Annotated in this window: 11 protein-coding genes and 1 tRNA gene; 3 read left to right on the top strand and 9 right to left on the bottom strand. The window is 50.8% G+C overall.

What is annotated here, in order from left to right; genetic code table 11:
* The first annotated feature begins 11 nt into the window (after positions 1-11).
* The 3 genes from proA to IM299_RS10275 all read left to right on the top strand — a co-directional run bounded on the left by proA (position 12) and on the right by IM299_RS10275 (position 2,404).
* Positions 12-1,265 carry a glutamate-5-semialdehyde dehydrogenase gene (gene proA / locus IM299_RS10265; RefSeq protein WP_193357442.1) on the top strand — a complete coding sequence of 418 codons (1,254 nt, stop codon included), beginning with the start codon at positions 12-14 and terminating at the stop codon, positions 1,263-1,265.
* A gap of 111 nt (positions 1,266-1,376) precedes the next feature.
* Positions 1,377-1,449, top strand: a tRNA-Thr gene (locus tag IM299_RS10270).
* Between the two features lie 640 nt (positions 1,450-2,089).
* Positions 2,090-2,404, top strand: a complete 315-nt coding sequence (locus tag IM299_RS10275) for a hypothetical protein (protein ID WP_041911130.1) — start codon at positions 2,090-2,092, stop codon at positions 2,402-2,404.
* On the opposite strand, the gene IM299_RS10280 is transcribed toward IM299_RS10275, so the two are convergent.
* The 9 genes from IM299_RS10280 to IM299_RS10320 form a co-directional block, all read right to left on the bottom strand.
* The gene (locus IM299_RS10280; protein ID WP_193357443.1) at positions 2,401-3,207 is read right to left on the bottom strand and encodes a DUF4225 domain-containing protein; all 807 of its coding nucleotides are present in this window, start codon (positions 3,205-3,207) and stop codon (positions 2,401-2,403) included. The genes IM299_RS10275 and IM299_RS10280 overlap by 4 nt on opposite strands.
* An 896-nt stretch (positions 3,208-4,103) precedes the next feature.
* Entirely contained in the window at positions 4,104-4,958 is an 855-nt protein-coding gene (locus IM299_RS10285) for a GIY-YIG nuclease family protein (protein WP_041911128.1), read from the bottom strand.
* 137 nt (positions 4,959-5,095) lie between these two features.
* Complete coding sequence (locus IM299_RS10290) at positions 5,096-5,842, bottom strand: cyclopropane-fatty-acyl-phospholipid synthase family protein (protein ID WP_048957579.1); 747 nt, start codon at positions 5,840-5,842, stop codon at positions 5,096-5,098.
* Between the two features lie 10 nt (positions 5,843-5,852).
* Entirely contained in the window at positions 5,853-6,110 is a 258-nt protein-coding gene (locus tag IM299_RS10295) for a YjhX family toxin (protein ID WP_028012097.1), read from the bottom strand.
* Between the two features lie 239 nt (positions 6,111-6,349).
* Positions 6,350-8,287, bottom strand: coding sequence for a bifunctional diguanylate cyclase/phosphodiesterase (locus tag IM299_RS10300; RefSeq protein WP_048957578.1), 1,938 nt, complete (start codon positions 8,285-8,287; stop codon positions 6,350-6,352).
* Positions 8,288-8,304: 17 nt separating this feature from the next.
* Positions 8,305-8,799: a molybdopterin-dependent oxidoreductase gene (locus tag IM299_RS10305; protein WP_028012099.1), complete on the bottom strand. Its 495-nt coding sequence runs from the start codon at positions 8,797-8,799 to the stop codon at positions 8,305-8,307.
* 427 nt (positions 8,800-9,226) lie between these two features.
* A complete protein-coding gene (locus tag IM299_RS10310; RefSeq protein WP_193357444.1) occupies positions 9,227-9,790 on the bottom strand; it encodes a cytochrome b in 564 nt (187 codons plus the stop codon).
* Positions 9,787-10,860, bottom strand: a complete 1,074-nt coding sequence (locus IM299_RS10315; RefSeq protein WP_193357445.1) for a catalase family peroxidase — start codon at positions 10,858-10,860, stop codon at positions 9,787-9,789. Before IM299_RS10315 ends, IM299_RS10310 begins: the two co-directional genes overlap by 4 nt.
* Before the next feature lie 309 nt (positions 10,861-11,169).
* Entirely contained in the window at positions 11,170-12,954 is a 1,785-nt protein-coding gene (locus IM299_RS10320; protein ID WP_048957574.1) for a diguanylate cyclase, read from the bottom strand.
* Positions 12,955-13,054 lie beyond the last annotated feature (100 nt).

The raw sequence follows: 13,054 nt of genomic DNA on the forward strand, positions 1-13,054 counted from the left end.
GGAGCCAGAACATGCTGGAACAAATGGGCGCAGCCGCGAAGGCCGCCTCTTACAAACTGGCGCTCCTTTCCAGCCGCGAGAAAAACCGCGTGCTGGAAAAAATCGCTGATTATCTGGAAGCACAGTCTCAGGACATTTTGCTTGCCAACGAGCAGGATCTGCTGGAAGCGCGTCGAAACGGCCTGAGCGAAGCGATGCTCGACCGCCTGGCGCTGAACCCGGCGCGTCTTAAAAGTATCGCCGACGATGTTCGTCAGGTTTGTAATCTGGCCGACCCGGTAGGGCAGGTGATTGACGGTGGGCTGCTCGACAGCGGTTTGCGTCTGGAGCGTCGCCGCGTGCCGCTCGGTGTCATCGGCGTGATTTATGAAGCCCGTCCAAACGTGACGGTTGACGTCGCTTCCCTGTGCCTGAAAACCGGTAATGCCGCCATTTTGCGCGGTGGGAAAGAGACCTGGCGCACCAACGCCGCGACGGTGAAAGTCATCCAGCAGGCGCTTGAAGAGTGCGGCTTGCCGGCGGGGGCCGTGCAGGCGATTGAGAGCCCTGACCGCGCGCTGGTCAACGAGATGCTGCGCATGGACAAATACATCGACATGCTGATCCCACGCGGTGGCGCGGGCCTGCACAAGCTGTGCCGTGAGCAGTCGACCATTCCGGTCATCACGGGCGGCATCGGCGTATGCCATATCGTGGTAGACGACAGCGCCGAAATTGACCCAGCGCTGAAGATTATCGTCAACGCCAAAACCCAGCGTCCAAGCACCTGTAACACCGTGGAAACGCTGCTGGTGCACCAGGGGATTGCGAGTACTTTCCTGCCAGCCCTGAGCAAACAGATGGCGGAGAGCGGGGTGACGCTGCACGCTGATACCAATGCCCTCGCGCTGCTCCAGGGTGGCCCGGCTAGCGTGGTTCCCGTAAAAGCGGAGCAGTACGACGACGAGTTCCTGTCGCTGGAGCTGAACGTGAAGGTGGTTGCGGATCTCGACGACGCTATTGCGCACATTCGTGAACACGGCACGCAGCATTCTGACGCGATCCTGACGCGTACGCTGCGCAATGCCGATCGCTTTGTGAATGAAGTGGATTCCTCTGCGGTATATGTGAACGCCTCCACCCGTTTCACGGACGGCGGCCAGTTCGGACTTGGCGCAGAAGTGGCGGTCAGCACGCAGAAACTGCACGCGCGCGGTCCGATGGGCCTTGAAGCGCTGACCACCTATAAGTGGATCGGCTTCGGTGACGATACGATTCGTGCGTAAATAGTCACGGGTGATGCAAAAATAGCCGTTTGATTCAAAAGGGCATTGACGCATCACCCGGTTAGATCTAACCTTTTGCTCCGTGGTTACACTCGTAACCGGCCTCTCAGGGCCGATATAGCTCAGTTGGTAGAGCAGCGCATTCGTAATGCGAAGGTCGTAGGTTCGACTCCTATTATCGGCACTCACACAACAAAATCCTTTAAAAACAATGAATTAAGACGATTATCGCTCTCAAGGTACAGTCTTTTTTTAAGGGATTCTATGACCAACAGTTGCCGCTATGGTTAACAGTGGCTATTCAGGGAAGTTAGCACGTAGCGGCCTGTAGTTGTAAAGCTCGAACAGGTACAAAGCGTGAACAGTCCCCACGAACCGCTATCAACTCGAAGCTGATGACGCTGCCAACGTCTCTAAAACCTACCGAAACAGATTGATCACACGCATTTAAGCCCGATGTGTGGCCGTATGAGCCACGTAAACAGGTGAATAGTGGTAAACGTACCTGCACACGACATGCAGGCTCTGCCAGCGCTTCGCTCACGCTCCGAAAGGTACACGAGCACCCTGATAAGGTGTGATCCCTCTGACAATCTGATTTGGTCACTGGTGACTTTCGCAAAGCGAAACCAACCAGGTTGGCCTGATGAAGTCGCTACGCTCCGCTTGTTGCTTGTACCACTAACGGGGCTTTATGGATGCTATTGTCTGAAATCTGATACATTGCACAAACATCATGTGGATTGCTGTAAAGTTCATCAGTATGATTGCTTGCACAATTAGCGATTGGGAAAACACTTCTGGAAGATAAGGGACGAGACGATATGAAAGTGACTGATGAGGCTTTGTTACGTTCAGGGTTTACACCATCGGATTTGCAGAAGATAAAAAACAACGTTGAAAGCTACGGCGGAACCTTGGGGGAAGCGATTCAGGATCTGGCTAATCGATTCAGGGTTGTTTTATGGATAACATCGGCATGTCTGATGGTTTTTATCATTTTAGTGTTGTTTTCTGCGAAAGAAACCGTCGTGGGTGGTGGTATATCAATTCTGATCGCAATAGTCATCGTTGCATTTATTCAGCCGCCAGTCCTTTCTTACAAATCCTGGCGGTTCTGGAGAAAATTCAGAGGTTAATGGTTCGATGTGTCAGTAGAAAGCAGGTCAAATATTACTTTGGCCTTAAGTCCATAACCTACTATTTTCATTGTTAATTTTGGGCGGCTCATCGTATCGACCTTGCGATAGAAATCACGGGGCATCCATTTAAATAGCCTCCATGCTTCGGGTCTTCTGGCTAATCCAAAGATGCTATATACATTTGCAGTTAACGTAATAGCGTTATAAATCGCAAGTCCTGTTTCAGGCTTGAAACCCATAAACTGGGCCGCTTCCATAGTGCCATCAGCCACAAATCCCTCTGTTTTATATTGTTTTCCATATATACCGGGAATGATTTCTTTTGACAGACCGTTAATGCCATCTGTTACAAGGATAGCCCCTGCCAGCATACCTAAAGGTGTCATCGTTGCGACCATCAACGCACCGCCAGCAATTGCCATTCCAGAAACCACAATGTGAATAGCTGAAATCACGTATCCGACGATTTTATTATTTTCCTTAACAAACTCAACCTTCGCGTAAAGCTGTGCGGACTTGGTTTTTAACAGACGCTCTTGTTCAAGCAGATTATCTGTTTCAGCACGAAGATTTTTGATGCATGCAATGCATTCTTCATCGGTTTTAGCTCGTCGTGCTGTTTCAAATTCTTTATCTACAACCTGTTTTATCTCTTCGACAAACTTGATTCGTGTAAGACCATCTTGCAAATAGAATGCTGATAGCCGATTTGCAGTTTCGACGAGTTTCCGGGCTTCCAGATTTACCATGGTATCTGACCATGTTCTGTTCCAGCCCCTGTTGAGCAGCGCAATATCCATTAAAGACTCCTTCCCAAAATGTGTCTGGTCATTTTACGTGCAATAAGGTCGAAGATAACAGGAAATACTTTCACAACCCGCCCCCGTGGGTGTCCCGTTGCTTTATCCTTCCAGTTTACATTCTCCTGTTCAAATATCCCCGGCTCTGTTGGTGATCTGCTAGACCGTCAGCCCAGGCCCTCGGTGAAAAGCGTTTTTCTTCGCCAAAAATCGCTACGTGATGCCTTCAGCGACACGCCTCACTGCAACAAGCAATGCAGTTACACAATGCTGCTTTGGGCTGACGCAAGGGAGATAACTTGATGTTTTGAAGTGCATCTGTTCAATAATTGTACAGTCATTTAACATATTGTATCTTTTAAGTACTTGGCTTTTTTGGTCAGGTATTGCTTTTCGGCGCGTTGGCGTGAAGCGGGGTATACAACAGCGATTTGATCAACAGAAGGATAGCATTCGGGAGGATTTGAGGTGAGTTTACTTGTTCAAGGATTTTGGATGAGTTTGTCTGGTCACCCCACAACTTCAGGTTTCAGGCCTTTGATTCTGCCAGAGCATTAAACGCCATAAAAGCATACTTTTCTATTCACCAGCAGATACAAAGCCACTACGGCGACGTTACCACAACGGGTAGAAGGTCTACCCTCACCTGGCGAAATTCTCCCGTCCTGGCGGTCATAGATGCGTATCTTTTTCCACACCAGCGCATGCAGTCCCATCAATCCCTTCTACGCTTCACCAGAAGCCCTCAGCGGCGATTTCTAGCACCAGATATAACTGGCGTACCGATAATCCATGACTTCCCACAGCGCGATACAGGATTCACCAGAGGGCATCTGTCTTGATGACAGTACGTCGTCTTGGCCTTGAATAGCATTAAGTGTCGCCGCATAAGCAACTTAATCCTCGTCATCATTCTGTAATACCCTACGCAGGATTCGGCTCGATTCCAGTATCGGCAGATCTTCCATTAATAACGCCGATCGCGATGGCAATTTATTAAACAAGCGCTCTGTTTGCGAGGCGAGATAGGCCACCAGAGGATGTGCGTCAGGGTCGCCTGAAATCAACTCCACGTTGTATTGCGTGACCGTGCCTTCACCAAAGACCCCCGAGCAGTAGTTGGTCCCTCCCAAGTATCTGAAGTCTTCAATAAAAAAGCTGAACATGCGCATTATTTTGTGAGCATCGCGTTGGTCAGTACGGTTGTCTGCTATCCGAAACAGTATGGTATTACCTTCAATGTCATATTGATAACGAAGGCGGTGCTGCTTAAATAGCAAGATAAGCAGTAAACGATTTATCCTGCTGAACTGTTCCGTCACCCTGACAACGTTGTTAATCATAGTATCTGACCGCTTTTTCATTTTCGCGTGGCGATGCGCCGCGCTTTTGCCGGGCCGAAGCTGTGGCTTTTCGATTCCCTGAAGGAGCTGAGCATCAATGACCCCATGTTCAATGACGTAATGAATATGCTTAATGGCGGGCTCCAGCGCCTCAATGGAAAACAGCTCGGTATAGCCGTCGCCGGCATCAATGCCCGTTTGATATTTGGCCAAAAGAAAATGCAGCATTTTTTCCAGCTTAAAGACCTCGGACTGCGGTAACGCAATGCGGTAAGAATGGGCATAATCCACATCGCCCCAGACCCGTTTTAGCGACTGAATGCGGTTATAGATATTATTGGCTTTACCCACTTTCATCATCTTTTTGGCCGGGAAAAGCAATAAATAGAGAAAAGAAGGGGTGTCCATAAAGCGCCTGTGAATGCGGTAACGGAAAAAGCAATGATAGAAGTTTTTTCATGCCAGGCGTAGCGCAGCGTTCACAATGCTGAGCGCTTCATGCTTAAGGCCGGTATAGCCCCAAAAGGCTATACCGGCACTCCCTCCTATCGTGCAATTAACGCAAACACGCCCCAGCCAATATATTCCCTTGTGTAAGCCACATGGCGCTTAGGCGCTGCCGTCAGCTCCGCGCGCACCTCCTGTGCAAAATCATCGTCGGGGTTTTGATCCAGCCAGCGGCGCAGGGTCATCCATTTCGCAGCTTCGTATCTGTCCCAGCCTTCCTGATCTGCCAGCACCATTTCGACCAGGTCATAGCCCTGGCGATCGAAAGACGCGACAAGGTCGGGCAGGGTGAGAAAGTCTGCGGTGGAGGAGACGCCGCAAGCCCGAGCCGTCTCCTCCGTTGCGGGAACCTGTCGCCAGTAAGGTTCACCGATGAGCATGATTCCCCCGGGCTTAAGGCTTTGTGCCAGCAGGTCCATTGTCCCGGCGACGCCGCCCGCAATCCATGTGGCGCCAACACAGGCCGCCACGTCGCATTGTTCATCAGCCACGTAGCCTGTCGCGTCGTTATGCACAAAATGGACGCGTTCGCTGACGCCGAGCGCCTCTGCGCGCCGCGTTGCCTGCGCGGTAAAGAGCGGGCTCATGTCGATGCCGGTACCGGTAATCCCGTGATCGCGTGCCCAGGTGCAAAGCATCTCTCCCGAACCGCTGCCGAGATCGAGAAGGCGCGCGCCTGGCTTCATGCGTAACACGCGCCCGAGCGTGGCATATTTTTCTGGCGTGAAGGGGTTATGAATACGGTGTTCGCTTTCGCTAACAGTAAATATGCGTGGGATATCCATCATCCTCTCCTTAACGATTATCAGGCTGGGCACGGACGTTGTTCAGCCCGGTAGTATTGATACGGTAGGGCTGACCGTTAACGGATTTGATCAGCTTTTTGGTTTTGAGCTTTTTGAAGACGGCGAGCGTGCAGTCGCTGAGCAATAGCCCTTCGCGGCTGTAGCATTCAACGGCAGTGACGCGGCCGGACGTATCGCGGACGTGCACAATACGGCCACCTTTGGCGAGAACGTGTAAGGTACGCTGTTCCTGACGGGATAAATTCATACTGGAAAACCTGTTTAATCATCATGTGCAAAACGTGCAAACACACAGCGGTGTCCGCATTCGATTTCGGCGCATTGATAATCAGTCCGGCCTGAAAAGGTCGGGGAGCTGATTATCGGATGATTACATTCTCCAGCATCAAAGCCTCGGATTGAGTTGAAAGGTATTTACGGGGTGAATGATAACACCCGGTCATTGTATGTGTATACCCAGGGTTGAAAAGTGTGATCCCGGTAAGATCACACTGTACCGTTTTTTATATTTTTATCGATTTCAGCCTGTGGCTTTCCGAACAGATAGCCCTGCACGAGATCGCAGCCCAGCGCCTGAAGCCGTTCAAGCTGCGCTTCGGTTTCCACACCTTCTGCAATGACCCGCATATTGAGGCTCTTCGCCATGCCGGTTATCAGTTTAACGATATTAAGCGCATCGTCTTGGGTGGATATCGGATTCACAAAGGATTTATCAATTTTAATTTTATCAAAATTGAGTTCACTCAGCCTCGAGAGCGAAGAATAACCCGTTCCGAAATCATCAATGGAGATTTTTACCCCCAGCGATCTGAGTTTTTTGAGAATAGTAAGCGGCGTGTTGCTGTCACTGAAGAGCGAAGACTCCGTAACTTCCAGCTCAAGGCGGCTGGCCGGCAGGCCTGTCTCTTTCAGGATGGACTGAACCATTGCAGTAAATGATTTAGTCCCCAGCTGAACAGGTGAGACGTTTACCGAGATTCTGGCCGGAACCGCCCAGGAAGCTGCCTCCCGGCAGGCAAGTTCAAGCACATTTTTGCCAATCTCATTAATCATCCCTGTTTTTTCAGCAACAGAAATAAAGTAATCAGGCGACAAAATCCCCTTTACCGGGTGTATCCAGCGAATAAGCGCTTCATAGCCGTAAATTTCATTGCTGAATGAATCGACAATAGGCTGGTAATAAACAACGAATTCATGGTTGCTGATTGCGAGAGCCATATCATGCTCAAGGGTTCTGCTTTCCTGCAGCTTCTGCAGCATCCACTGACGGAAGACTTTTATCTGCTGTGAGCCCTCTTTTTTGGCTTCGTAGAGGGCCAGATCGGCAAATTTATAGAGATAATCAGAGCGCCGCTCATTATCAGATAAAACGATACCTACACAGGTGGCAATTTTTATCAGCTGGTTATTGATCGTATAGGGCAGACTGATGTGAGCGCTGATCTCTTTGGCGCGCAAAACCGCTGCGTTCTCGGTCAGGCCGCTGGAGAGAAGTGCAAATTCGTCACCGCCCAGGCGGTAAAACGTATCCGTCGCGTTACTCATTGAGGTAAGCCGTCGGGATACCTGATTCAACAGTAAATCGCCAGCGTCATGGCCATAGGTATCGTTGACCTCTTTGAACCGATCTAAATCAAATAACATCACCGTAACAGGGGTATGGTTTTTATCTGCCTGAAGGGTAATTTTATTGAGATCGTCCCAGAAGAATAGACGGTTTTTCATGCCGGTAAGGGAGTCATGATACACATCATATTCCAGCTTCGAATTCTGTATTTGCAGCGTTTCTTTTGACCGCTGAAGTTCGTCAGCGAGGGTTTTAACCTGCATGTGGGCTTTAAGAATATTTTTATTCTGATAGATCATTAAGAACCCCAGAATAAAGCTTAATATCACCAGAAGTAACGAAAGTACAGAGTAAATATAATATAGGATCTGTATTTTATGGTTAGATTCATTAATTGTGTTAATATCTTTGGTTAATGCGCTTGAAGACAGTTGACTGAGCGGCGCGTCGAGCAGGTGCATATTTGCCAGGTACTTTTTTAATTCTTCATGGCTCATTTTTTCCAGGTTACTGTCCAGATACGCCAGTATTTCTTTCAGGCGTGCAGCGATCTCTTGATGCGTTTTATCGCTCTCAATATAGCGGCCTAAGTCTCCCCCGTTCAGTAACTCGCCCTGGCTGAGCATAATTTCGAGACGCATGCGGGCCTGGTCTATCGTAACGTCATCGGTATCGGTTGCGTATAGACCAAGCCATGATTCAAATCGGTAGTACTCTGATACCAGTTGAGCCACGGACCAGGACTCAGTGTAGTGAGTCAGTTTTTGCAGCTCTTGCTGACGATCGTAAACAAGAAATGCAATATATCCCGTCGTGATAAAAAGAGAAAAAATGATACCAACCAGTATCCTGTTCATTATGTTCTCCTGAACTGCTATTCAATCTTCATTTTGCTAACCTGCCATGCTGAACGCGAGTAATAAATTTGATTATTCAACTCAGGAAGACTGTCATAAGGGTATACAATGAATGATGGGCCTTTATCGCGGATACGCATATATTCGCCATTAATCTTTAAGGCAAGAATAGCGTTATACTTCTTAAAATCGCTGAGAGGAATAGCGGTAGCGTAATCGTTAAGGGCAATAACATTAACGACAGAACCCTTTGCTCCAACATAATCCATGAGTTTGTTCATTGGAACCCCCTCAAACTTCGTCCTGCCCGTATACCAGGGAGATGTCGTCTCGAAACTCACCATCCCGAGTTTTTCAAGGCTTGCGAGATCAAACACTGCTTTTCCATCTTCGTTAGTATTTTCTATATTCCCGTAAATCGTCAAAATGGGTTTTCCGGCGGGTTTCGGCAGTTCACCCGCCCAGGCTAAACTCTGAACCAGACAGCACACCAGCATTAGGATTAATCGCATTATGGCCTCCACTTTTGCACAGAAGTATATGAATTATAATTTAGTTATCCTACTAGTTTATGTATTTTGTTGAGACGCTACCGTTTTTGGATATGCATTGCAGGAAACTGCTTTAAAATCATCGAGTTGAAGTGGTTTGGTGTGAGCGGGTTTGACAGCACTGGGAGTGCTTCTTTTTTTAAGTACGCGACCATTATGTGAATAAAGTCGCTTTCGGCTAAAAAACGATCGTTTTTTATTGACGCGCACGAGGCATCGCCCGGGCAGCGTTGCTAACCATAACGTCGGATGCCCCAGACTGCAGGTTACCGGGACAACGACGCCTGGTTATTTTTCGCCAATTTATATGTCGCGCTAATTGTGCCGTTTAATTATCACACTCCGGCGATTTTTTATTCGAGAACGGATAAAAAGGCCATTTTTTTATTTAATTTTTCTGGTTGCCGCTTTTTGTCATGCTGGCAAAAACGCTATCCCGGTAGATCCAGGCATGTACTAATGCAGCAGAAATATGTAATAGCACCACGGCAAAAAGGAGTTTTGCCAGAAGGCTATGCGCATCGTGGCACCAGGCGAAAAGGGTTGGGCTTACTGGCAAAATCGGTGGGAGATTAAATCCCTCGAACATGACGACGGGCAAGCCTGCTGCCGACAGCTGCGCCCAGCCCAAAAATGGCATTGCCAGCATGAGCGTATACAGCAGCCAGTGCGACGCTTTAGCCGCAAGCACTTGCCAGAAGGGTAAATCAGCAGGCAGCCGGGGCGTCTTGCTACGAAGTCGGTTCACCAGACGGAGCAGCGCCAGCAGTAATATGGCAATCCCCAGAGGGCGATGCAGGTCGATAAGCGCAATCCGGTGATGAAGCGTCGTCATCATTGCGGTACCAATAAACAGCATGGCAAGAATCATCGCCGCCATTAGCCAGTGTAGTCCTCTTGCCAGGGCGTTGAAATGCTGCGGCGCTTTTCCATGTTCTTGATTCGGGTTCATTTTACCTCCTGCTTTTCAACAGCTTCGGTGGCTTTGCCGTAACCAATTTCCCGTTCCCGGTGACTAAAGGAGTGTGAATACGCGGCAGAACGCGCGTTTAACACCGGATCGTCAGACACGTTCACACCCGAAGGAACCGTCGAGGGGTCGAAGTTAACGTCGCGGCACGGACCGTCAGCCTGGGCTTCGACGCGCGCCACTTCCAGCGTACCGGCCACGATCTGCCTGCGATCGTTAGGCCACGGCCGGGAAGGGTCATCCACCGGATCGCCCGGCTGGGCGAGTTGCAGAACAAAATCCCAGTAGAGAGGCTTCTGAGCAAGCCTCTGGCTGACGCCCTCGAACATGATGTTGCGATCGGCCTTCTGGCGCTGCTCCTCGCTCAGCGACACAAAAGGATCGTGCGGGCGCATTATCCAGCGTACCGCCTGGCGATTTCCGAGACCGTCCACGAGGTAAAAGGCGTTAATGCTGTAGAACGTTGCGCCGGCAAAGCTCCCGGGGGCGGGCTTTTGTGCCGCCCATTTGAGGTATTTCTCTGCTTCCGGATAGGCTTTTAAGAATGCCGCGAGGCGCTGTGGATCCGGCTTGCCGGTGGCCGGGTCTGGCGCGGTTGCCTGGTGCAGCGCCAGAAATCCTTCAGGGTCCCGGGTCGCAAAGAAGGGTTCGTTGTTCATTGCCATACGCCACTGCTGGTTATCGTCTGTTCTGAACATCAGGGCCATGCTCAGGGTTTTCGTTGAGCTATCCGCCGCGTGGGGGTCGCCAGTGCCGATGGAAAACCGTCCGACAACAGGGGTATGCTGCTGGGAAAAAAGGCGCGCGGTTGACAAAGACGTTGCTGAACCGGCTGGAATGAAGTTTCCCGTAAAACACATTCCTTTGCCGTGTGCCCGGCGAAATCCGGGAGGAAACGGCGTTGGTGTTTCCGAGACTAATGCCTGACTGGTGGTGCGAGAACCGATCCAACCCGCCGTCCACGCAAATGCGGATGCTATCGCGCCCACGATCGCGGCGATGATGGCCAGCGCTCCCCAGGATTTTTTGGATCGTAAATCCACATTAGACATAGACGTTTTTCCAGTGTGAAAGAATAATACCTGTCACGCGCACGAACATCGGCGAGCCACGCATCAATACAGGGATAAAGTTGAGGCGATTATTTTTTTATAATCGCGGTAATATGCCAGAGGATATTTTTATGATGAGGCGATTATAGACGCGCTAAAGAATAATAGACTGAAAAGCCACTATTTTTATAACGTGCGTTTTACTCTCTGAAAAGAGTATATAAGGTAAACTTTATTAAAAAAGAATATCACGAAAAGTTTATAATTTTTGATGCCAGATATTTTCGCGTTCGCCACCCGGCGGGCGGTCTAACCCGCCTCCAGCATCCCAAAACTCACAATTCGCGAGCGTCCCAGCTCTTTCGCCCGGTACAGTGCCACGTCCGCGGCGCGCAGCAGGTTGTCACTTTGAGCATGCTCTGGATAGCTGGCGATACCAATTGACACATCCACCGGCCCAATCTCGGTCAGCCCGTAGCGAAGCGATAGCGCATGCACGCCGTTGTAAATCTTCTGCGCGCAGGCGTGCGCTTCTGCTTCACCGGCCCCGGGAAGCAGAACCAGAAACTCCTCGCCCCCGTAGCGGAATGCCAGCCCGCCGTCGTGCGCGGCCCGCTGAACAATCGTCGCCACGTTTTTGATTACCTGATCGCCGGCCTCGTGACCAAAGCGGTCGTTAATGCTCTTGAAGTGATCGATGTCGATCATCATGCAGCTTAACGGCTCGCCGTTGCGCATGGCCTGCGTCATTTGCGTGTGCAGGGTGTCTTCCAGATGATGACGATTACGCAGGCCGGTAAGCGGGTCAAACAAGGCTTTTTCCAGCAGCGCGTCGCGCAGGCGCTGATTCGCCAGCGCCAGTCCGAGCGCCTCGGCCATCAGTTCCAGATACGCACGTGCAGGAGCATTTTCCGGAGTGATGTTCTGGAACGAGAGCAACCCAATGGCCTCGCCCTGGGCGATAAGCGGTACGCACAGCGCGCTTTCCGCCTGTGATTCCGGGAGATGATAGCAGGCGACATCCGGTTCACCGTTAACCGGCGGATGGCTCTGACCGCGACGCACGGCCCAGCACGCATCGGGGTGGAACGTGGCCTCATCATCTGCCGGTGAAAGCCACTGGGCGACGCAGCGCATTTGCCACGGATCGCGGTCAAAAACGTAGAGCCGGCCCGCTATCCCCGGCGCGATATTGGGCGCAAACAGCTCCGCCACGTTAATCACGTCGTCAAAGTTTTCACACCCCTGCAGCCGCTGGGTCATGCGCGCCAGCAGCTCGCGGATGGCCCAGTCGGCGTCGCGCTCTTTTTCCAGACGCTGTCGCGCAAGGCCGTTTTCACGAAAGATGCGGATGGCCTGGGCCATATCGCCAATCTCATCAATCTGGTTAAAGTTAGGCGTTTCAACCGCGAAGTCCTGAGAGGCCAGACGGTGAACCACGTCGCTCAGGCGTACCACCGGGTGCAGCACGCGGCGTTTTAATATAAAGCCGAGCACAAACAAGAACAGCAGGGCGGTCAGGCCAACCATCACTTCAGAAGCCGTACGCAGCGCTTTCGATTTTTTCGTCGCCTCCCGCACGGAGGCAATGACACGTTTGTCGAGTATCTGGCGAAAGCGATCGATTTGGGTTTGTGCGCGCTCAAGCTCCTGCTCGTAGGGCATGCCATAGAGCAGGGCAACGGCCTGCGCATCTTCACCCCGGGCCACGCTCGTCAGTGCCGCCTGCTGCTCATCCTGCAGTGCATCAATGATTTTTAAACCATCATGCAGCAGGGCCAGCTCGTCATCTGAAGCGCCGGTGTCCTGCAGTTTCTCCAGCTTCAGCTCGATGCTCTTCAGTTTTTGCTCTGACGCATTGTACTCATCCAGGATTTGCGGATTTTTTTTGATGACATACAGGCGCGCTAAATCGGACTGTATCCAGGCGTCGGTTTCAATATTTTCTGTAAGCTCATCAAAACGCTGGCGTTGTTCAATGGCCTGACGTTCGGCGTTGTCAGCACCGGAGGCCATCAGCATGATAATGCCGGAGGCGATAGTCAGGCAGACCGTGGCACCGTAGGCCCAGTTGGTTATTGTCGCGATTCGCACCTGGAGATCCTTTTACCGCATAAAGAGGATGGCGTTCTTCAAATTATAGAAAACGTATGATTTAAGGCGAAAAAAAAGGCGGCACAGCGCCGCCTGATGT

Origin of the sequence: Enterobacter cloacae complex sp. P47BA, assembly GCF_014930485.1 — a bacterium.
In the GTDB taxonomy this organism is placed as follows: domain Bacteria; phylum Pseudomonadota; class Gammaproteobacteria; order Enterobacterales; family Enterobacteriaceae; genus Enterobacter; species Enterobacter bugandensis.